Source organism: Curtobacterium sp. AB7 (assembly GCF_044909335.1).
In the GTDB taxonomy this organism is placed as follows: Bacteria; Actinomycetota; Actinomycetes; order Actinomycetales; family Microbacteriaceae; genus Curtobacterium.
The window spans coordinates 20,133-39,813 of the sequence record NZ_JBIYED010000004.1; the positions used below are offsets into that span (position 1 = coordinate 20,133).

A 19,681-nucleotide genomic window follows, 5' to 3' on the forward strand; every position below is an offset into this window, starting at 1 on the left:
GGGCGCGGCGAGCGGAGTCGCCGCACCAGGTTTGCGACAAGACGGTCGTCGTACGACACGTGTCTTGTCGCTTGTTGCGCGTGCAACGGTTGCGTGCGCGTGGGTGCGACATCCGCGACGTCGTACGACCACGCGAGTGTCGCTTGTTGCGTGCGCAACGGACGGACGGGAGGCCCGTGGCGACACTGCCACGGGCCTCCCGTCCGTCACGCTCCGCGACTACGGCCGGAAGCGGCCGGCCTCGACGTCGCGCCAGCGGCGTCGGCTGCGGAACCAGGCTGCCGGGCCGGCGGGGAACCCGCGCAGCTCGTGGTAGGCCAGGGTCTTCGGGATGCGCGTGGTCGAGGCGTCGTTGGTGACCTCCGTCGCGGCGTCCCGGCGACCGGCCAGGCGGGAGAGCATCTGCTTCGACTTGACCTTCGCGGCGAGCGGCATCAGGCGGGCGAGGACGGCGACGTGCCGCTTGTCCTTCGCGGCGAGCGCGAACATCAGCGCGGTGAAGCCGACGCCGTTGCCGTGCAGCTGCTTGTGCAGGTCCTCGATGGTCTGGCGGTGCCGGTGGTGCACGACCGCGCGGGGCTCGAAGCCGATCTTCCCACCGCGCCACAGCGTCTCTATGAACATCGCCAGGTCCTCCCCACCACGGGCCGGGGAGCCGGCGCCGAGGGTGTGGTCGAAGCCGCCGACGGCCTCGATCAGGGTGCGTCGGTACGCCATGTTCGCGCCGGCGCCGTACGCGCCGATGCCGTAGACGGCGAAGTGCTTGAGGACCTCGCCGGACGGGGTGACCGCCGAGACGCGGGCGTGGCGCATGGTGCCCTGGACGTCGTCCGGGACGATCGTCACGGGCGAGAAGGTGCGCTCGGCGCTGAAGCCGCCGTAGTACGCCTCGTACCAGATCTGCGCGGGGGTGGTGAGCTCGCTCGGCAGGATCACGCCGGTGACGGCGTCCAGGCCGGGCTCGCTGACGAACCGGGACCCGATGGCGCGCAGCCACTGCGGGTCGACGCGGACGTCGTCGTCGGTGAAGGCGATGACGTCGCCGGTCGCAGCGGCGACGCCGGCGTTCCGTCCGGCGGACAGACCGGGGCGGCGTTCCTCGACCAAGCGGACGTTGCGCCCGGCGAGCATCGCGGGCAGGGCGTCGCCGGCGGGGACGCGGACGCGGTTGTCGACGAGGATGACCTCGTGCCGCGGGTAGTCGAGGTGCTCGAGGACGTCGAGCAGCTTGCCGAGGTCCTCGACGCGGTCGACGACGGTGGACACGACGACCGAGATGGTCGGCAGGTCGTCGTCGGACACCGCGGGGACGTCAGCCAGGACGGTCTCCTGCAGCGCCTCGAGGGCGCGGGCCGCGTCGGCGGGGTCGTCGGTGAGCCGTACGTCGAGGGTGCCGGTGGGGTGGCCGCCGCGGTAGCCGATCACCATGGCGGACTCGCCGGTCTCGTCGGCGACGAGACGGGGGAGCGGGGCGTCGAGGTCGACGCCGATGACACGGCGCGGTGCGGGCACGGTGTCGGCGGTGTGGAGGGTGGCCATGTCGTGGACGCTACGTGGGGCAGTGGGTGCGGACAACGGCGCAGGACCCCAGTGGCGGTGTTCATGCGGAGTTCCGCAGTGGCGCGCGGGAGTTCCTCGAACGAGGGTGAGCGCTCACCCAGGAAGTCTCCGGGACTTCCAAGGTCACGCTCAGGTCACGGAACCGATGCAACCGGTTGCGGAACCCCTGCGGCGGGCGTAGCTTCCTCCACCAGCAGGCAGCGGCGCCTGCTCCAGGGCAGTGTCGTCGAACCCGGTCGATGCCCCCTGGTGATCTCAATGAGGAGACAACGCTGTGAAGACAACACGCTCCAGGGTGCGGTTCGCATCCGTTGCCGGGGTCGCCGTCATCGGCCTCGTGCTCACCGGCTGCTCGAGCGGGAGCTCCGGCGCCGGCTCGGACGACGCCAAGAGCGGCCAGGACAGCCGCGGGCCCATCACCTACGTGCAGGGCAAGGACAACTCCAACGTCGTCCGGCCGCTGATCGCGAAGTGGAACAAGGCCCACCCCGACGAGAAGGTCACCTTCAAGGAGCAGTCCGACCAGGCCGACCAGCAGCACGACGACCTCGTGCAGCACTTCCAGGCCAAGGACGCCAACTACGACGTCGTCGACGTCGACGTCGTCTGGACCGCCGAGTTCGCCGCGAAGAGCTGGCTGACGCCGCTGACCGGTGACATGGAGATCGACACCTCGAAGCTGCTGCCGGCCACGGTGAAGACCGCGACCTACAACGACACCCTGTACGCCGCCCCGCAGACCTCGGACGGCGCACTGCTCTACTACCGCAAGGACCTCGTCAAGACGCCTCCGACCACGTGGAAGGAGATGATGGCCGACTGCCAGATCGCGAAGGACAAGGGCATCGGCTGCTACGCCGGGCAGTTCGCGAAGTACGAGGGCCTGACGGTGAACGCCTCTGAAGCGATCAACGGCTCCGGTGGTTCGGTGCTCAGCAAGAGCGGGGACCCGGACGTCGACACCGCGGACGCCAAGGCCGGCCTGCAGAACCTGGTCGACGCGTTCGAGGACGGGAACATCCCGGCCGAGGCGATCACCTACCAGGAGGAGCAGGGCCGCACGGCGTTCGAAGCCGGCAAGCTGCTGTTCCTGCGCAACTGGCCGTACGTCTACAACCTGGCGAAGACCGACGGTTCGAGCAAGGTCAAGGACACGTTCGGCATCGCCCCCATCCCGGGTGCGGACGGCACCGGTGCCTCGACGCTCGGCGGGCACAACGCCGCGATCAGCGTGTACTCGAAGCACAAGGCGACGGCGCACGACTTCCTCGAGTTCCTCATCTCGAACGACACGCAGAAGTTCTTCGCGACGCAGGGGTCGCTCGCCCCGGTCGTCGGTGACCTCTACACCGACTCGGAGCTGACGGCGAAGCTGCCGTACCTGCCGACGCTGCTCAAGTCGATCGAGTCGGCGGAGCCGCGGCCGGTCACGCCGTTCTACCCGGCGGTGACGAAGGCGATCCAGGACAACACCTACGCGGCGCTCAAGGGATCGAAGTCGGTCGACGAAGCCCTGAAGGACATGCAGGACGCCCTCAAGTCGGCGACCAGCAGCTAGCAACGCGCGGCGCACGCCGCATCGGACTGGAGGCACGGTGCCATCCCGGCACGTGCCTCCAGTCCGCCCCTACTTGCGTTCCGACACCCCCGGCAAGGAGGCCGACACGTGTCAGCAGCAACCGAGATCCCCGCAGCCATCCCGAACCCGACGGGCACGGAACCGAAGCGCCAACGGCGCAAGGGCGGACTCAACGCCGAGCACGGCCGGTGGGCCGTGTACCTCATCGGCCCGACGATCCTGCTCCTCGCGATCGTCATCGGCTACCCGGTCGTCAGTGCGATCATCCAGTCGTTCCAGCTCGACCAGGGCCTCGACAAGGCCACCGGCCTGTTCGTTCAGGGCGGGTTCGCCGGCATCACGAACTACGCGCACTGGCTCGGCCAGCAGTGCGGCAACGTCACCTGCCCGCCCGGCAGCCTCGGCTCCCAGTTCTGGGTGTCGATGGGCAACACGTTCTTCTTCACGGTCGTCACCGTGGCGTTCGAGACGGCCATCGGCGTGTGGATGGCGATCATCATGAACCGCAACTTCACGGGCCGCGCCCTCGTCCGCGCCGCGATCCTGGTGCCGTGGGCGATCCCGACCGCCGTCACCGCGAAGCTCTGGTACTTCATCTTCGACGCGAACGGCGTCCTGAACCACGTCCTCGGGCAGCAGATCCTGTGGACGAGCGGCGAGTGGGCGTCCCGGTGGGCGGTCATCATCGCCGACACCTGGAAGACCACGCCGTTCATGGCACTGCTCATCCTGGCGGGGCTCCAGCTGATCCCGGAGGAGGTCTACGAGGCCGGCAAGATGGACGGCGCGTCGACGTTCCAGCGCTTCGTGCTCATCACCCTGCCGCTCATCAAGCCCGCGCTGATGGTCGCGATCCTGTTCCGCGTGCTCGACGCGCTGCGCATGTACGACCTGCCCGCGATCCTCACCGGCGGTGGCGGTGGTTCCGGCAACGCCACCACGACCCTGTCGATCCTGGTCGTCGAACAGATCCGGCAGGGCTTCAACTCCGCGTCGGCCCTGTCGACCATCACCTTCCTGGTGATCTTCATCGTGGCGTTCGTCTTCGTCCGGTTCCTCGGCGCCAACGTCGTGCAGACGCAGGCCGCCCAGCAGAAGGGTGAACTCAAGTGACCCTCGCAGCAGACCGCCCCCGGTCGGTGCCAGTCCCCGGCGAACGTGCTGGCGCACGCGCCGACGTCCGGGTCCGCCGCGACACCGGCCCCCGCATCCGCACGGCCGTGCAGGCGATCGTCATCGCCGTGTGGTGCCTCCTGCCGTTCTACTGGATGGTGGTGACGAGCTTCCGCGACGTCGGTTTCACGTTCGACGCCACCCCGTGGCCGACGCACGTCACGCTCGACAACTACGCGACCGCGTTCTCCACGTCGCTCGGCAACCACCTCGGGCGGGCGCTGGCCAACAGCCTGCTCATCGGCGGCGTCGTGACGATCATCGCCCTGCTCGTCGGCACGACGGCGGCGTACGCGCTGGCCCGCCTCGAGTTCGGCGGGAAGTCCTTGATCGCCGGCGCGATCCTGGCGGCGTCGATGTTCCCGGGCGTCGCGCTCATCTCCCCGCTGTTCCAGCTCTTCACGGACATCGGGTGGATGGGCACGTACCAGGCGCTCATCCTGCCGAGCATCTCGTTCGTGCTGCCACTGACGGTCTACACGCTCGCGTCGTTCTTCCGCGAGATGCCGTGGGACCTCGAGGAAGCAGCGCGCATCGACGGCTGCACCCGGGTGCAGGCGTTCCGGCGGATCATCCTGCCGCTCGCCGCCCCCGCGGTGTTCACGACGGCGATCCTGGCGTTCATCTCCAGCTGGAACGAGTACCTGATCTCCTCGCAGCTCTCGAGCGACGCGACGCAGCCGGTGACCGTGGCGATCGCCTCGTTCGCCGGGTCGCAGCCGCACCAGGAGCCGTACACGGCGGTCATGGCAGCGGGCACGATCGTCACGATCCCGCTCGTCATCCTGGTCCTCGTCTTCCAGCGACGCATCGTGGCCGGCCTCACCGCCGGTGGCGTGAAGGGGTGACGACCATGGCACAGCGCGGACCCACCCGGCCCACGGCCCGGATCGAAGAGGCGATCGGCTTCGTCGGCATGTTCGGCATCCTGTTCCTCGGTGCCACGGTGTTCTGCGAGGTCACCGGTCGCCCGGCACTCGGGTGGGCGCTCACCCTGCTGGTGTGCGTGCTCGGGGTCGTGGCGCTCGACCGCTGGCGGGTCGCGGTCCTCCGCCGCCACGCGGCCGTCGACGGGGTCACCGACGGCATCGGTGCCGCTCCTGCCGCCGCCCCCGTCCGCACCGCTCGCGGCGACGACACCCGTCGTCAGCCACGGCCCTCGGCGGACGGGCGGGTGCACCAGCACAGCGGGTGGGACGAGCTCGCACCAGCGGGTCGTCGTGCACCGCACCGGGCGCGCCGGACCGCAGCGGCCGTCGCGCACACCGTCCCCGGCACTGCTGCCGACCGTCCGGCGGGCGTGACGCACCGTACGGACGGCTGACGGGCCTCCCGGGTCGCATCGATGGGGATCCAGGAGATCGCGACCGTCACGGGACTGTCGAAGTCCACGGTGTCGCGAGCGCTGCGCGGCATGGAGAACGTGGCGGAGACCACGATCGACGAGGTGCGTCGGGTCGCCGACGAGCTCGGGTACGTCCCGAGCTCGGCGGCGGCCGGCCTCGCCACCGGGCGGCAGCGCGCCGTGGGCGTCGTCGTCCCGGTGATCGACCGGTGGTTCTACGTCAAGGCGCTCGGTGGCGTCGATGCGGAACTCCGTCGGGCCGGGTACGACCTCGTGCTCTACAACCTGGGCGGGCCGGGCGGCGACCGCGACCGGGCGTTCCGACGCTCGATGCTGCGGCACCGGGTCGACGCCCTCGTCCTGCTGTCCCTGGTGCTCGACGCGACCGAGCGTGCCGAACTCGAACTCACCCGGCACCCGATGATCGTCATCGGCGGACCCGCACCGGGCCTGCGGAACATCGGGGTCGACGACCGAGCCGTCACCCGGGTCGCGGTCGACCACCTGTGCGGACTCGGGCACCGACGGGTCGCCTACGTCGGCGGGCAGGACGAGGCCGGCATGAACGTGGCGGTGCCGCACCTGCGGCGGGACGGGTTCGTCGACGCGATGCGGATCGCCGGACACGCGGTGCCTGATCGGTGGCTGCTCGACGGACGGTTCTCGTTCGCCGGAGGGCTGGCGGCGGGTGCGGCGCTGTTCGGCGGGAGCACGGTGGCGGGTGTGGCGGGCGTCGGGTTCGATCGTCCGACCGCGGTGTTGTGCGCATCGGACGAGATGGCGCTCGGGGTGCTCCTCGCCGCCGGGCAGGCCGGGCTGTCGGTGCCGGGAGACGTCTCCGTGATCGGGATCGACGGCCACGAGTACGGCACCACCGTGGGCCTGACGACCGTGGCACAGGACCCGGAGGCGCAGGGGCGGGCAGCGGCGCGAGCAGTGCTGGCCGAGGTCGACGGCGGCGCTGCCGGAGCGATCGTCGCGGCGCCGGCGCACCTGGTGGTGCGGGGGACGACGGGACCGCCTCCGGGGTGAGGGTGTGTGGTGGTGCGTGGGCGGGATCGACTCGGAACGACGTTCCCGATGTCGTACGACAACGGGAACGTCGTTCCGGGTCGGCGCCGGCCGAGTCGGCCCGAGCCCGCCGCGGGTAGCGTCGCCCGCATGGAGGTCACGAAGCTCGAACACGCCTGCCAGATCCTGTCGGACGGCGACACCCGCCTGGTGCTCGACCCGGGGAACTTCACCCGCCCCGTCGACGTGACCGGGGTCGTCGCGGTCGTCGTCACCCACGAGCACCCCGACCACGTCACGCCCGAGCAGCTGCACCGGATCCTCACCGCCAACCCCGATGCCGTCGTGTTCGGCCCCGAGGGTGTGCGCGCGGCGCTCGCCGATTCCGGCATCGCGGTCGAGGTCGTCACCGACGGGGACCACCGCACCGTCGGCCCGTTCGGACTCGACTTCCACGGCACGCGGCACCAGCTCATCCACTCCTCGGTGCCCATCGTCGACAACACCGGCGTGCTCGTGAACCGCACGCTCTTCCACCCCGGCGACTCGTACACCGACCCGGGCGTCCCTGTCGGGGTCCTCGCTGCACCGGTCGGAGCCCCGTGGCTCAAGGTCGCCGAGATGATGGACTACGTCGCCGCGCTCGCCCCGGCCCGTGCCTACCCGATCCACGAGGCCACGCTCTCCGACATCGGCTACGGCATGCACACCGGTCGGCTCCGCGAGGCGCTCGCGCCGAGCGGCGTCCTCGAGATCCTGCGGCCGGGGGAGTCGCTCACGATCTGACCGCGCGGGACGCGACCGTTCCTGCCCACGCGGCGCGGCCCCGGACGTGCACGCGGTCGGACGGGAGGCCCGTGGCGGGCCCGCCCCGCGCCTCCCGTCCGCTGGGCGGTCGCGTCCACGGCCGCGCGACCGATGCGTGCGCATGTTGCGACAGCACGCTCGTCGTTCAACGGGTGTTTCGACGCTCGATGCGCACGCAACGGATGCGTGTGCATGTTGCGACAGAACGCGCGTCGTTCAACCGGTGTTCCGTCGGAATCTGCACATGCGACGAGCGCCGTATGCCGGGCGCGGCATGGCGGCACACCCGGGCGACACGCCTCGTTTTGGAGCGATGCGCGGCTTGTGCAATACTTGTCGAGTTGTCGGAACGGCCCCATCGTATAGCGGCCTAGTACGCTGCCCTCTCACGGCGGTAACGCGGGTTCGAATCCCGCTGGGGTCACCACAGGTGACATGCTCCGAGTCCGACAACAGCCGCGGCCCCATCGTATAGCGGCCTAGTACGCTGCCCTCTCACGGCGGTAACGCGGGTTCGAATCCCGCTGGGGTCACCAGCACACGAAACCCCCGACGAGCTCCGGCTCGCCGGGGGTTTCGTCGTCGTGTGCCAGGCTGAGGCCGTGTCCAGCGCCGTCCAGCTCATCCGGTCCGCAGCCCTCAGCGACGTCGCGGAGTACGCCTACGCCGCAACCGTCCCCGCCGGTACACGGTTGGTGTTCCTGGCGGGGGCGTGTCCGCTCGACGAGGACGGCGGGACGGTCGCCGTCGGGTACGTCGCCGGGCAGGCCGCGCAGTGCGTCGCGAACCTGCGGATCGCGCTCGCGGCCGCCGGCGCGGGGATCGACGACCTCGTGCAGACGCGGGTGCTCGTCGCGACGACCGAGCAGCAGGACCTCGTCGCTGCCTGGGACGTCGTCCGCGCCGCGATGGGGGACCACGACGTGCCGAGCACACTGCTCGGCGTGACCGTCCTCGGCTACGACGACCAGCTCGTCGAGGTCGAAGCGATCGCCGCCGTCGCCGACTGACGCGGTACGCTGATCGGGTCGTCAGACCCGGCAGTGGGGCCTGCCGGACCCAACCGCGCACCAGCCGCCAACGGTCCCTATCCCGAGAACACCGCACGCGCGGAGACGATCCGGCGTGCTCGGCGATAGGAGCACCATGACCGACGAACGACCACCGCACCTCCGCTGGGGCTTCCTCGGCCTCGTCGCGCTCGGTGGGGCGATCGGCACCGCCGTCCGGGCCGTGCTGGCCGACGCGTTCCCCGCGCACGACGGCATCAGCTGGGTGATCCTCGTGATCAACGTCGTCGGTGCCTGTTGCCTCGGGTTCCTGCTCGACGCCCTCGCGCACCGCGGCCCCGACGTCGGACGCCGCCGCTCACTCCGGCTCTTCGTCGGCACGGGCGTCCTCGGCGGGTTCACGACGTACAGCACCCTCGCCGACGACACGGCGCAGCTGCTCGACGTCGGTCGGTGGGGTGCGGGCAGCGGGTACGCGCTGCTGTCGGTCGTCCTCGGGCTCGCCGCCGTCGCGCTCGGCATGTGGGTCGCGGCGCGGTTCCGACCGCGGTCGACCGGTCCCGACGGAGGCGCCTCGTGAACCCGCTCGACCTGCTGCTCGTCGCCGTCGGCGGGGGAGTCGGTGCCGCGCTCCGCTTCCTGCTGGACGGACTCGTCAAGACGCGCACGTCCCGCTCGCGGACTGCCGGGTTCCCGCTCGGGACCGTGCTGATCAACGTGACCGGATCGCTCGTCCTCGGGGTGCTCACCGGCCTCGGGCAGGCCGGCACGATCCCGCTCCCGGCGGTCGCGGTGCTCGGGACGGGCATGATGGGTGGGTACACGACGTTCTCGACGGCGAGCGTCGAGACCGTCCAGCTCCTCCGATCCGGCAAGCCCCGGCTCGCCGTCCTGCACGGCCTCGGGATGCTCGTCGTCTCGGTCGGCGCAGCTGCGCTCGGCCTCTGGATCGGAAGGAACTCATGACCTCGGAACGCCCCGGCGAACTCGTCCTCGTCCGTCACGGAGAGACGGAGTGGTCGAAGAGCGGGCAGCACACCGGCCGCACCGACATCCCGCTGACGGACAACGGTGTCGAGCAGGCGAAGCGCGCCGGCCGGTACCTGGCCGACCGCTCGTTCGCGTTGGCCCTGTCGAGTCCGCTGCAGCGTGCGCGCGACACCGCGCACCTGATCGGCGTCGACCCCGAGCTCGACGAGGACCTGTACGAGTGGGACTACGGCGCGTACGAGGGGCTCACCACCCCGCAGATCAAGGTGCTGCGCCACGGGCCGTGGGACCTCTGGACCGACGGAGTGCCTGCCGGTGACACCCCCGGTGAGAACGCCGCGGAGGTCCGGGTCCGCGTCGAGCGCATCCTGGACCGCGCTCGTCCGGTGCTCGCCGACGGGCAGGACGCCGTGTTCATCGCGCACGGCCATGTGCTGCGTGCCCTCGGCGCCGCGTGGATCCGGCTCGCGCCGCAGGACGGTGCCGTTCTGAAGCTCGGCACCGCATCGATCAGCGTCCTCGGTTACGAGCACGGCCGCCCGGTCATCGACGCCTGGAACATCCAGCCCCGCGACTGACGCGCCCGTTCTTTCCCCGAACGCGCGCGATGGTCGGTGGAATCGGGCGTACCTGGTCAGAAGAAATGGTCAGGTATGCCCGGAACGACCAGGTACGGCACGGGTCTCCAGGTACTCAGACGGTACGGATCGCGCTCGTGGCACCCAGGGCACGGCCGCGACGCCGCTCGATCGCGCGCCCCGCGAACAGCAGCCCGACGCTGACGAGCGCACCGAGGGTGGTCTGCGCGACCCGGTCGAGCGCGAGGAGCTCCGGGGCCTCGGGCAGGCTCAGCCACGACACGGCGAGGGCGAGCGGCGTCAGGAACAGCAGGCAGACGGCGTAGTTCCGGGCGACGAAGATCTCCGCGAAGAACTGCCCCACGACGGCGATGACGACGATCCACCACGCCGACGGCTCGAGCAGCAGGATCCCGACGGCGATCACGGTGCCGCCGATCGTGCCGATGAAGCGCTGGAACGCCCGGATCACGGTGTGCCGCTGGCGGAGGGCCGGCAGGGTCGACACCACCGCGATGACGGCCCAGTACGGGTGCCCGAGCCAGGGGATGGTCGACGCCACCGCGCCGGCGACGAGGGACCCCACGACGTTGAGCGCCACGGTCTCCCACAGCGCGGCCGTGCGGAGGATGCCGAAGCCGCGCTGCTTGAGCGGCGCCAGCGGCCGGAACCGGTGCGGGGCGCGCGGGTGCCACACGTGCCGGATGACGAACCCGGACATCGCGACGAGCCACGCCCAGACGACCGAGCAGACGATTATCGTCGCGACGAGCGGGACGTCCGCGGGCCTGAGCGGCACGAGGGCGGAGACCACGAACGCGAACACGGGGAAGATCGGCTGCGCGGGGATCGTCCGCAGGGTCGACAGGGTGCAGACCGCGATGACGAGCACCACGACGAGCCCGGCCGCCTGCAACCAGAGCGGGGAACCGAGCAGGGCGACACCGATGCCCGCGAACATGCACAGGGTCTGCAGCGCACCCGCGACGCCGGTGGTGACGGCGCGCTGCCGGTACGGCTCGGTCGCCCCGAAGATCGCGGTGAAGCCGGCGAACATGGCGAACGCGGCGTAGCCCGGCATCCCGAGGGCGATGAGCAGCGCCAGTGGTGCACCGCCCGCGATCGCTGCGCGTGCCGCGCCCTCGAGGTTGATCGTTCGGGTCGAGTGCGCAGGTGTCGTCATGTCCCGACCATCTTCCCACCGCGACGGGTGTCGCGGAGTCGCCACGGGCCTCCCGGTCGACCGTCGCACCACGCGGCGCCCGTGACCCGCGTTGGTATACCAACCTGGTAGAGTCGGCGGATCGCGCCGCGTCAGCGGTGACGGCAGCGCCGCACCAGCGGCGCCGGACGACGAGAACGAGGGAGTCGAGCTCATGGGTAGGACGCTCGCCGAGAAGGTGTGGGACGACCACGTCGTGGTCAAGGGCGAGGACGGGAACCCGGACCTCCTCTACATCGACCTCCACCTCGTGCACGAGGTCACGAGCCCGCAGGCGTTCGACGGTCTGCGCCAGGCCGGCCGCCCGGTGCGCCGGTTGGACCTGACGATCGCGACCGAGGACCACAACACCCCGACGCTCGCCATCGACCGCCCCATCGCGGACCCGACGAGCCGGATCCAGATCGAGACCCTGCGCCGCAACTGCGAGGAGTTCGGCGTCCGCCTGCACTCGCTCGGCGACAAGGAGCAGGGGATCGTGCACGTCGTCGGCCCGCAGCTCGGCCTGACGATGCCCGGTATCACCGTGGTCTGCGGCGACTCGCACACCAGCACCCACGGGGCGTTCGGTGCGATGGCGTTCGGCATCGGCACCTCCGAGGTCGAGCACGTGCTGGCGACGCAGACCCTGCCGCTGAAGCCCTTCAAGACGATGGCCATCACGGTCGAGGGAACGCTGCGCCCGGGCGTCACCGCGAAGGACATCATCCTGGCGGTCATCGCCAAGATCGGGACCGGCGGCGGACAGGGCTACGTGCTCGAGTACCGCGGCTCCGCGATCCGCGCGCTCTCGATGGAGGGCCGGATGACCATCTGCAACATGTCGATCGAGGCGGGAGCCCGCGCCGGCATGGTCGCCCCCGACCAGACCACCTACGACTACGTGCAGGGCCGCGACCACGCGCCGACCGGTCAGGACTGGGACGACGCCGTCGCGTACTGGGACACCCTGGCGACCGACGACGACGCCGTCTTCGACGCCGAGGTCTTCATCGACGCCGACGAGCTCGAGCCCTTCGTCACCTGGGGCACCAACCCCGGTCAGGGTGTCTCGCTGTCCGAGCGCGTGCCGGACCCCGCGAGCTACAGCGACCCGAACGACCAGGCCGCGGCGCAGCGGGCGCTGGAGTACATGGACATCGCCGCCGGCACCCCGATGAAGGACATCGCCGTCGACGCGGTGTTCATGGGCTCGTGCACGAACTCGCGGATCGAGGACCTGCGGGCCTTCGCGTCGATCATCCAGGGGCGCGAGAAGGCCCCCGGTGTCCGCGTCATGGTCGTGCCGGGGTCCGCACGCGTGCGGCTCGAGGCCGAGGCCGAGGGGCTCGACGTCGTGATCAAGGAGTTCGGGGCCGAGTGGCGGTACGCCGGGTGCTCGATGTGCCTCGGCATGAATCCCGACCAGCTCGCGCCGGGGGAGCGCTGCGCCAGCACCTCGAACCGCAACTTCGAGGGGCGCCAGGGCAAGGGCGGCCGCACCCACCTGGTGTCGCCGCTCGTCGCCGCCGCCACCGCGATCCGCGGCACGCTGTCCAGCCCGTGGGACCTGGAGAACTCCGAAGCGAACACCGTCCTGGAAGGGGCAGTCTGATGGACAAGATCACCACTGTCACCGGCATCGCCGCCCCGCTCAAGCGGTCGAACGTCGACACCGACCAGATCATCCCCGCGGTCTACCTCAAGCGCGTCACGAAGACCGGCTTCGAGGACGCCCTGTTCTCCGGCTGGCGGCAGGACCCGGCGTTCGTGCTGAACCAGCCCGAGTACCAGGGCGCGAAGGTGCTCGTTGCCGGTCCTGACTTCGGTACCGGTTCGTCGCGCGAGCACGCGGTGTGGGCGCTCCGCGACTTCGGCTTCGCGGTCGTGATCTCGCCCCGGTTCGCCGACATCTTCAAGGGCAACGCGGGCAAGCAGGGCCTGGTCACCGCGATCGTGACCGAATCGGAAGTCGAGCGGCTCTGGGCCGAGATCGAGCGGAACCCGGGGGTGTCGGCGACCGTGGACCTGGTGGCGCAGCGCGTGTCGCTCGGGGATGTGGACGTCCCCTTCGAGATCGACGCTTACACTCGTTGGCGGTTGATGGAAGGGCTCGACGACATCGGGCTCACCCTCCGTGACGAGACCTCGATCACGGAGTTCGAATCCCGCCGCTCCAGTTGGCGGCCGAAGACATTGCCGGTGAAGTAGTGAACTCTCTCGTACAGGACGCAGCGGCCGCAGGGGCGCGCGTGGGCCTCAAGTCGGACGAGATCGTCATCCGCGGGGGCAAGCCGCTCGTGGGGCGCATCGAGGTCCGCGGGGCGAAGAACCTCGCGACCAAGGCCATGGTGGCTTCGCTGCTCGGTGACACCCCGTCGATCCTCAAGGACGTCCCGGACATCTCCGACGTCAAGGTCGTCCGCGGGCTGCTCGAGGTGCACGGCGTGCGCATCACCGATCCTGCGCGAGGCGAGCTCATCCTCGACCCGGCCAACGTCGAGTCGGCGCACTTCGCCGAGATCGACGCCCACGCTGGCTCGAGCCGCATCCCGATCCTGTTCTGCGGCCCGCTGCTGCACAAGCTGGGCGAGGCGTTCATCCCCGACCTCGGTGGCTGCCGCATCGGCGACCGCCCGATCGACTTCCACCTCGACGCGCTCCGCGCCATGGGTGCCGTCGTCGACAAGCAGGTGAACGGCATCCACCTGACGGCTCCGAACGGGCTGAAGGGCGCGTCGATCGAGCTGCCGTACCCGAGCGTCGGTGCGACCGAGCAGGTCCTGCTGTCGTCCGTCCTGGCGACCGGCGTCACCGAGCTGCGGAACGCGGCGATCGAGCCCGAGATCATGGACCTCATCGCGATCCTGCAGAAGATGGGCGCGATCGTGTCCGTCGAGCCGAACCGCGTGATCTTCATCGAGGGCGTCGAGTCGCTGCGCGGCTACACCCACCGTGCGATCAACGACCGCAACGAGGCAGCCAGCTGGGCCTCCGCCGCACTCGCCACCGACGGCGACATCTTCGTCGAGGGGGCGAACCAGCAGGAGCTCATGACGTTCCTCAACGTCTTCCGCAAGGTCGGCGGCGGCTTCGACGTGCAAGAGGACGGCATCCGGTTCTACCGCGAGCGCGACACCCTCAAGCCCGTCGTCATCGAGACCGACGTGCACCCCGGCTTCATGACCGACTGGCAGCAGCCGCTCGTCGTGGCGCTGACCCAGGCCGAGGGCCAGAGCATCGTGCACGAGACCGTGTACGAGAACCGCTTCGGCTTCACCGACGCGCTGAACGAGATGGGCGCCGACATCGTCGTCCACAAGGAAGGCCTCCCCGGGCACGACCGCCGTGTCGCCCGCCGTCCGTTCGAGCAGGCCGCGGTCATCACCGGTCCGACGACGCTGCACGCGGCGAACGTCCGGGTCCCCGACCTGCGCGGTGGCTTCAGCCACCTCATCGCGGCGCTGACCGCCGACGGCGAGTCCCACATCACCAACGTCGGCATCATCAGCCGCGGCTACGAGCACTTCATCCCGAAGCTGCGGAAGCTGGGCGCCGACTTCGACTTCGCGGGTTAGTCGCGGTGTCGGTTCCGCAGCCGGGTGACGGTCCGTCGCGTCCGGGTGACGGCCCGTCGCGCCAGGGCGATGGCCGGGAGGCCCGTGACGCGTCCGCCGTGCAGGTCGCGACCGGCCTGCCGGTGCGTGGACGGCGTTGGAAGCGTGGGGAGCTCAACCCCGCGTTCCGCATTGTGGCGTCGGTCGTCATCCCGACGTTCCGGTTCTCATCGAACTACCACTGGTACGGCCCGAACCGCCTGCCGGCGGACGGTGCCTTCGTGCTCGCGCCGAACCACTTCACGAACATCGACCCGCTGGTCGTCGGCACCGCCGTCTACATCAGTCGGCGGGCCCCGCGCTTCCTGGCCAAGGCGTCGCTGTTCAAGGTGCCCGTCTTCGGCAAGCTCATGTCCGGCATGGGCCAGATCCCGGTCGAGCGCTCCGGCCGCACCCGGTTGAGCGACCCGCTCGGCGGCGGCCGGTCGCTCATCGAGCAGGGTGGAGCGATCATCGTCTACCCCGAGGGCACGCTCACCCGCGACCCCGACCTGTGGCCGATGCGCGGCAAGACCGGCGCGGTCCGCATCGCGCTCGAGAACGACGTGCCGCTGATCCCGATGGCCCACTGGGGCACGCAGGGCATCATGGCGCGCTACTCGAACAAGCTCCGCCTCTTCCCGCGGTCGCGCGTGGACGTCATCGTCGGCGACCCCGTCGACCTGTCCGCCTACCGTGGCCGACCGATCGACCAGCAGATGCTGATCGAGGCCACCGAGCTGCTCATGCAGCGCATCACGGAGCTGCTCGAGCAGCTCCGTGGCGAGCAGGCCCCGAAGACCCGCTGGGACCCGGCGGCGAACAACCAGAAGGAGACCGGCCGGTTTGAGTGACCTCCGCCCGCACGACGATCGTCCCGACCCCGTCGCCGCAGCGCCGGGTGCCTTCGACACCGCCGCGATCCGGGTGGTGATGCAGTCGACCGACAAGCCCCGTGTCGCGGTCATCGGTGCCGGCAGCTGGGGCACCACGTTCGCGAAGGTGCTCGCCGAGGGCGGTGCCTCCACGGTGGTGTGGGCCCGTCGTCCCGAGGTCGCCCGCGAGATCACCGAGACGAAGCGGAACTCCGACTACCTGCCCGGCATCAACCTGCCCCGCACCCTCACGGCGTCGACGTCGCTCGAGCAGGTGCTCGACGGCGCCACCCAGGTGTACGTGTCGGTGCCGTCGCAGACCCTGCGCTCGAACCTCGACGCGATCCGTGAGCTCCTGCCCGCCGGTGTTCCCGTCGTCAGCCTGATGAAGGGCGTCGAGAAGAGCACCGGCCTGCGGATGAGCGAGGTCCTGCTCCAGGGGCTCGGCATCGACCAGGACCGCATCGCCGTCGCGAGCGGACCGAACCTGGCGCTCGAGATCGCCCGCCGGCAGCCGACCGCCGCCGTGGTGTCGTCGTCGAGCGTGGAGACCGCGACCGCTGTCGCCGCCGTCGCGACGAACCCGTACTTCCGGTCGTTCATCAACACCGACGTCATCGGCACCGAGTTCGGCGGCGTGCTGAAGAACCTCATCGCCGTGGCGATCGGCATCGTCGACGGCGTCGGTTACGGCGAGAACACCAAGGCGTCGATCATCACCCGCGGCCTCGCCGAGATGACCGAGTTCGCGGTGTCGCTCGGCGCGCAGCCGTCGACCTTGTCGGGCCTCGCGGGCCTCGGTGACCTCATCGCCACCTGCCAGTCGCCGCTGTCCCGGAACAACACCGCCGGGCGCCTGCTCGGTCAGGGGTACCGGTTCGACGAGGTCGTGCGGCAGATGAACCAGACCGCCGAGGGTCTGGCGTCCGTCGCACCGATCCTCGAGCTCGCCGCCGCGAACGGCGTCGACATGCCCATCGTCAGCCAGGTCGGCGAGGTCCTCGCCGGTAGGCTCGATCCGCGCAACATCGCGCCGCACCTCACCGAGACCGACGAGCCCCAGGGCGAGTGACCGGTCTCGCACCGAGTCACGAAGGGACTCCCGTGCCCACGATCCCCGAGGGAACCGACGTTCCCACGACCACCGTCGCCGTCCTGTTCGGCGGGCGCTCGAGCGAGCACGAGATCAGCTGCGTGACCGCCGGCGGCATCATGGACGTCGTCGACCGCACCGAGTACGAGATCGTCCCGATCGGCATCACGAAGGACGGCGCGTTCACGCTGCAGTCCGACGACCCCTCGCAGTGGGCGATCCGCGACGGCTCCCTGCCGACCGTGCCCGACAACGGCACGCGTGTGGCGTTCCCGACCTCGCCGGCGACCAACGAACTCGTCGTCTCGCACCCGGACGGCTCGGTCACGACCGTCGCCGTCGACGTGGTGTTCCCGATCCTGCACGGTCCGTTCGGCGAGGACGGCACGATCCAGGGCCTGCTCGAGATCGCGGGTCTGCCCTACGTCGGTGACGGCGTGCTCGCGAGTGCCCTGGCGATGGACAAGCACGTCGCGAAGGCTGTCCTCGAGCACGCCGGTCTGCGGGTCGCTCCCTGGACGACCGTGCTCCGCCGCGAGTGGGCAGCCGCCCCGGTCGACGTCGCCGAGACGATCGCGGCGCACGGCTGGCCCCTGTTCGTGAAGCCGGCGCGCGCCGGGTCGAGCATGGGCGTCTCGCGCGTCGACGGGCCCGACGAGGTCGGTGCCGCGATGGACCTGGCGTTCGAGCACGACTCCAAGGTGATCGTCGAACCCCGGGTCGTCGGCCGCGAGGTCGAGGTCGCCGTGCTCGAGGGCCGTGACGGTGCACCGCGCACGAGCCTGCCCGGCGAGATCGTCGTGGCCGAGGACGGCTTCTACGACTTCGCGTCGAAGTACCTCGGTGGCGACGAGTCGCTGCTGTGCCCGGCGCCGCTCACCGAGGCGCAGACCGACGAGATCCGGTCGATCGGTGCCCGTGCGTTCGAGGCCATCGGCGGCTCGGGGCTGGCCCGCGTCGACTGCTTCCTGACCGACGACGGCTTCGTCGTGAACGAGGTCAACACGATGCCCGGGTTCACCCCGCTGTCGATGTACCCGCGCTGCTGGGCGGCGTCGGGTGTGTCCTACGGCGAGCTGGTCAGCGAGCTCATCGAGCTGGGGCGCGCCGCCGTCCGCTGACCGCCAGCGGGCGTCAGCCCTGCACGTCGGACGGGTCCAGGCACTTGTGGCCGTCCTTCGGCAGCGTCGACACCGCCGTCGCGAGGTCCTGCAGCACCGCGCTGCCGGTCTTCGACGTGTCGACGACGACCTGCACCGCGGGGGACCGTCCGAACGTCGTGTAGACGATCTGCTTCCCGCGGTCGTCGCGGATCCAGTCGACCGACCCGAGCGTGACGCACGGCAGGTCGGAGACGGTCGGCACGGCCACGCCGCAGTGGTACAGCGCGGCCTCGGGGTCGCCCCAGGCCGCTGTGGACTGCGCGTTGGTGTTCCGCAGGTCGTACGTCGAGTCCACGGTCGCCGGCAACCGCACCTGTGCCGCCGCGCACGCCGCTGCGTTCGCTGAGGGTGCCGCGCTCATGCCGACGGCGTTGGTGCACCCGGTCAGCCCGGCGGCGAGGGCGATCACGACCCCCGCGATCGCGAGGGTGCGAGGGGTGCGGCGCGCGGTGTCCATCGCGGTCCAGGCTACCGTTCTCGTGTGGACGCGACGTACGACGCCTGGGCCGGACCGACCGTGGGGGCGCTCGGCGAGCTGGTCGTCCTCGACCGGATCACGAGCCGCCTGCCGACGGGCTCGCCGCTCGTGGGCCCCGGGGACGACTGCGCCGTGGTCGCCGCTCCCGACGGCCGGTTCGTCGTGACGACGGACATGATGGTGCACGGCCCGGACTTCCGGTGGGCGTGGTCCTCACCCGAGGACGTCGGGTGGAAGGCCGCCGCGACGAACCTCTCCGACGTCGCGGCGATGGGCGCGGTGCCGAGCGGCCTCGTCATCGCCCTCGCCGCACCGCAGGACACCCCTGTGGCGGTGCTCGAGGGCATCGCGGACGGCTTCCGCCTCGCTGTCGACGCCCTCGCACCCGGATGCGGTGTGGTCGGCGGCGACCTCTCCACCTCGGCGACCTTCACGGTCGCGGTGACGGCGTTCGGCGACCTCGGTGGTCGCGCCCCGGTGCTCCGGTCAGGAGCTCGTGTGGGCGACGTCGTGGCGGTGTCCGGCGAACTCGGTCGCGCTGCCCGCGGGCTCGCACGGCTCTTCCGTGACGGCGTGGACGCGCAGGGCGAGCCGGACCGTGCAGCGACGGTGGCGAGCGGTGCGGACGCCGATCCCGGCGTCGACCGCCAGCGCCGACCCGTGCCTCCGATCGGCGACGGGCCCCGCGCCGCTGTCGCCGGGGCGACGGCGATGCTCGACCTGTCCGACGGCCTGGCGATCGACGCCGGGCGGCTCGCCCGTGCGAGCCGGGTGACGCTCGAACTCGACGCCGACGCCCCGCTCGACGAGGTCGCGCTGCACGGCGGCGAAGACCACGGCCTGCTCGCGACCTTCCCCGCGGGGGCTGTGCTGCCGGGTGGCTTCCGCCGCATCGGTGTCGTGCGCGACCGCGGCGACGCGGACCTGCTGCGCGCCGGGTCTCCCGTGCCGACGACCGGCTGGGACCCGTACGCCGACTGGGACGGTGCCGCCGGCTGACCCACCCGGCCCGGGCCGGACGGAGGGGACATGGCGGAGCCGAGCCGGGCCTCCCGGTCAGTGCGCGCGCATCTGTCGACGGAACACGCGTCGATCACCTGGTGTCCTGTCGGAAGATGCGCACGCATCCGATGCATGCGCATCTTGCGACACGGCACGCGTCGATCGACTCGTGGATCGTCGCGAAACGCGCCCACCCAGCGACGCCCACCCAGCGACGCCC

The 19,681-nt window shown here is 70.8% G+C and carries 20 protein-coding genes and 2 tRNA genes; 19 read left to right on the plus strand and 3 right to left on the minus strand.

Features of this window, described 5'->3' with window-relative positions; all coding sequences use genetic code 11:
* Nucleotides 1-219: 219 nt before the first annotated feature.
* A complete protein-coding gene (locus tag ABH929_RS10360) occupies nt 220-1,539 on the minus strand; it encodes a glycosyltransferase family 2 protein (RefSeq protein ID WP_263092009.1) in 1,320 nt (439 codons plus the stop codon).
* Between the two features lie 295 nt (nt 1,540-1,834).
* Here ABH929_RS10360 and ABH929_RS10365 point away from each other — a divergent pair, with 295 nt between their 5' ends.
* From ABH929_RS10365 to ABH929_RS10420, 12 genes are all read left to right on the plus strand, one after another.
* On the plus strand, nt 1,835-3,118 hold the full coding sequence (locus ABH929_RS10365; protein WP_263092008.1) for an ABC transporter substrate-binding protein: 1,284 nt from the start codon (nt 1,835-1,837) through the stop codon (nt 3,116-3,118).
* 108 nt (nt 3,119-3,226) lie between these two features.
* On the plus strand, nt 3,227-4,252 hold the full coding sequence (locus ABH929_RS10370) for a carbohydrate ABC transporter permease (RefSeq protein ID WP_205462630.1): 1,026 nt from the start codon (nt 3,227-3,229) through the stop codon (nt 4,250-4,252).
* A gap of 95 nt (nt 4,253-4,347) precedes the next feature.
* The gene (locus tag ABH929_RS10375; protein ID WP_240347742.1) at nt 4,348-5,160 is read left to right on the plus strand and encodes a carbohydrate ABC transporter permease; all 813 of its coding nucleotides are present in this window, start codon (nt 4,348-4,350) and stop codon (nt 5,158-5,160) included.
* A gap of 5 nt (nt 5,161-5,165) precedes the next feature.
* Complete coding sequence (locus ABH929_RS10380; protein WP_404561143.1) at nt 5,166-5,636, plus strand: hypothetical protein; 471 nt, start codon at nt 5,166-5,168, stop codon at nt 5,634-5,636.
* A gap of 21 nt (nt 5,637-5,657) precedes the next feature.
* The gene (locus ABH929_RS10385) at nt 5,658-6,689 is read left to right on the plus strand and encodes a LacI family DNA-binding transcriptional regulator (protein WP_404561144.1); all 1,032 of its coding nucleotides are present in this window, start codon (nt 5,658-5,660) and stop codon (nt 6,687-6,689) included.
* 129 nt (nt 6,690-6,818) lie between these two features.
* Nucleotides 6,819-7,454, plus strand: coding sequence for an MBL fold metallo-hydrolase (locus ABH929_RS10390; RefSeq protein ID WP_404561146.1), 636 nt, complete (start codon nt 6,819-6,821; stop codon nt 7,452-7,454).
* Nucleotides 7,455-7,826: 372 nt separating this feature from the next.
* Nucleotides 7,827-7,902, plus strand: a tRNA-Glu gene (locus ABH929_RS10395).
* A 33-nt stretch (nt 7,903-7,935) separates the two neighbouring features.
* Nucleotides 7,936-8,011, plus strand: a tRNA-Glu gene (locus tag ABH929_RS10400).
* A gap of 66 nt (nt 8,012-8,077) precedes the next feature.
* The gene (locus ABH929_RS10405) at nt 8,078-8,485 is read left to right on the plus strand and encodes a RidA family protein (RefSeq protein WP_404561148.1); all 408 of its coding nucleotides are present in this window, start codon (nt 8,078-8,080) and stop codon (nt 8,483-8,485) included.
* A 136-nt stretch (nt 8,486-8,621) separates the two neighbouring features.
* Nucleotides 8,622-9,065: a fluoride efflux transporter FluC gene (locus tag ABH929_RS10410; RefSeq protein WP_404561149.1), complete on the plus strand. Its 444-nt coding sequence runs from the start codon at nt 8,622-8,624 to the stop codon at nt 9,063-9,065.
* Nucleotides 9,062-9,451, plus strand: a complete 390-nt coding sequence (gene crcB / locus ABH929_RS10415; RefSeq protein WP_404561151.1) for a fluoride efflux transporter CrcB — start codon at nt 9,062-9,064, stop codon at nt 9,449-9,451. The genes ABH929_RS10410 and crcB overlap by 4 nt, the downstream gene beginning before the upstream one ends.
* On the plus strand, nt 9,448-10,053 hold the full coding sequence (locus ABH929_RS10420) for a histidine phosphatase family protein (RefSeq protein ID WP_404561152.1): 606 nt from the start codon (nt 9,448-9,450) through the stop codon (nt 10,051-10,053). The genes crcB and ABH929_RS10420 overlap by 4 nt, the downstream gene beginning before the upstream one ends.
* 115 nt (nt 10,054-10,168) lie before the next feature.
* Here ABH929_RS10420 and ABH929_RS10425 read toward each other — a convergent pair whose 3' ends face one another.
* Nucleotides 10,169-11,236, minus strand: coding sequence for an FUSC family protein (locus ABH929_RS10425; protein WP_404561154.1), 1,068 nt, complete (start codon nt 11,234-11,236; stop codon nt 10,169-10,171).
* 193 nt (nt 11,237-11,429) lie between these two features.
* On the opposite strand from ABH929_RS10425, the gene leuC reads away from it, so the two are divergent.
* The 6 genes from leuC to ABH929_RS10455 all read left to right on the plus strand — a co-directional run bounded on the left by leuC (nt 11,430) and on the right by ABH929_RS10455 (nt 17,939).
* On the plus strand, nt 11,430-12,869 hold the full coding sequence (leuC, locus tag ABH929_RS10430; protein WP_404561156.1) for a 3-isopropylmalate dehydratase large subunit: 1,440 nt from the start codon (nt 11,430-11,432) through the stop codon (nt 12,867-12,869).
* Nucleotides 12,869-13,465: a 3-isopropylmalate dehydratase small subunit gene (gene leuD / locus ABH929_RS10435; protein ID WP_205462620.1), complete on the plus strand. Its 597-nt coding sequence runs from the start codon at nt 12,869-12,871 to the stop codon at nt 13,463-13,465. The genes leuC and leuD overlap by 1 nt, the downstream gene beginning before the upstream one ends.
* Nucleotides 13,465-14,832 carry a UDP-N-acetylglucosamine 1-carboxyvinyltransferase gene (gene murA / locus ABH929_RS10440; RefSeq protein WP_123294811.1) on the plus strand — a complete coding sequence of 456 codons (1,368 nt, stop codon included), beginning with the start codon at nt 13,465-13,467 and terminating at the stop codon, nt 14,830-14,832. Before leuD ends, murA begins: the two co-directional genes overlap by 1 nt.
* Nucleotides 14,833-14,930: 98 nt before the next feature.
* Entirely contained in the window at nt 14,931-15,704 is a 774-nt protein-coding gene (locus tag ABH929_RS10445) for a lysophospholipid acyltransferase family protein (RefSeq protein ID WP_240347347.1), read from the plus strand.
* Between the two features lie 79 nt (nt 15,705-15,783).
* A complete protein-coding gene (locus tag ABH929_RS10450) occupies nt 15,784-16,797 on the plus strand; it encodes an NAD(P)H-dependent glycerol-3-phosphate dehydrogenase (RefSeq protein ID WP_111086095.1) in 1,014 nt (337 codons plus the stop codon).
* A 32-nt stretch (nt 16,798-16,829) separates the two neighbouring features.
* Nucleotides 16,830-17,939 carry a D-alanine--D-alanine ligase family protein gene (locus ABH929_RS10455; protein WP_404561158.1) on the plus strand — a complete coding sequence of 370 codons (1,110 nt, stop codon included), beginning with the start codon at nt 16,830-16,832 and terminating at the stop codon, nt 17,937-17,939.
* A 13-nt stretch (nt 17,940-17,952) separates the two neighbouring features.
* On the opposite strand, the gene ABH929_RS10460 is transcribed toward ABH929_RS10455, so the two are convergent.
* Nucleotides 17,953-18,438, minus strand: coding sequence for a DUF3515 family protein (locus ABH929_RS10460; RefSeq protein ID WP_404561159.1), 486 nt, complete (start codon nt 18,436-18,438; stop codon nt 17,953-17,955).
* 24 nt (nt 18,439-18,462) lie between these two features.
* On the opposite strand from ABH929_RS10460, the gene thiL reads away from it, so the two are divergent.
* The gene (thiL, locus tag ABH929_RS10465) at nt 18,463-19,458 is read left to right on the plus strand and encodes a thiamine-phosphate kinase (protein ID WP_404561161.1); all 996 of its coding nucleotides are present in this window, start codon (nt 18,463-18,465) and stop codon (nt 19,456-19,458) included.
* Nucleotides 19,459-19,681 lie beyond the last annotated feature (223 nt).

What these genes read in the sequence shown, in the direction of transcription:
- ABH929_RS10360 (WP_263092009.1), bottom strand. Translation starts at nt 1,539, where the DNA reads ATGGCCACCCTCCACACCGCCGACACCGTGCCCGCACCGCGCCGTGTC.
- ABH929_RS10380 (WP_404561143.1), top strand. Translation starts at nt 5,166, where the DNA reads ATGGCACAGCGCGGACCCACCCGGCCCACGGCCCGGATCGAAGAGGCG.
- ABH929_RS10385 (WP_404561144.1), top strand. Translation starts at nt 5,658, where the DNA reads ATGGGGATCCAGGAGATCGCGACCGTCACGGGACTGTCGAAGTCCACG.
- ABH929_RS10390 (WP_404561146.1), top strand. Translation starts at nt 6,819, where the DNA reads ATGGAGGTCACGAAGCTCGAACACGCCTGCCAGATCCTGTCGGACGGC.
- ABH929_RS10410 (WP_404561149.1), top strand. Translation starts at nt 8,622, where the DNA reads ATGACCGACGAACGACCACCGCACCTCCGCTGGGGCTTCCTCGGCCTC.
- ABH929_RS10420 (WP_404561152.1), top strand. Translation starts at nt 9,448, where the DNA reads ATGACCTCGGAACGCCCCGGCGAACTCGTCCTCGTCCGTCACGGAGAG.
- ABH929_RS10425 (WP_404561154.1), bottom strand. Translation starts at nt 11,236, where the DNA reads ATGACGACACCTGCGCACTCGACCCGAACGATCAACCTCGAGGGCGCG.
- leuC (WP_404561156.1), top strand. Translation starts at nt 11,430, where the DNA reads ATGGGTAGGACGCTCGCCGAGAAGGTGTGGGACGACCACGTCGTGGTC.
- leuD (WP_205462620.1), top strand. Translation starts at nt 12,869, where the DNA reads ATGGACAAGATCACCACTGTCACCGGCATCGCCGCCCCGCTCAAGCGG.
- ABH929_RS10450 (WP_111086095.1), top strand. Translation starts at nt 15,784, where the DNA reads ATGCAGTCGACCGACAAGCCCCGTGTCGCGGTCATCGGTGCCGGCAGC.
- ABH929_RS10460 (WP_404561159.1), bottom strand. Translation starts at nt 18,438, where the DNA reads ATGGACACCGCGCGCCGCACCCCTCGCACCCTCGCGATCGCGGGGGTC.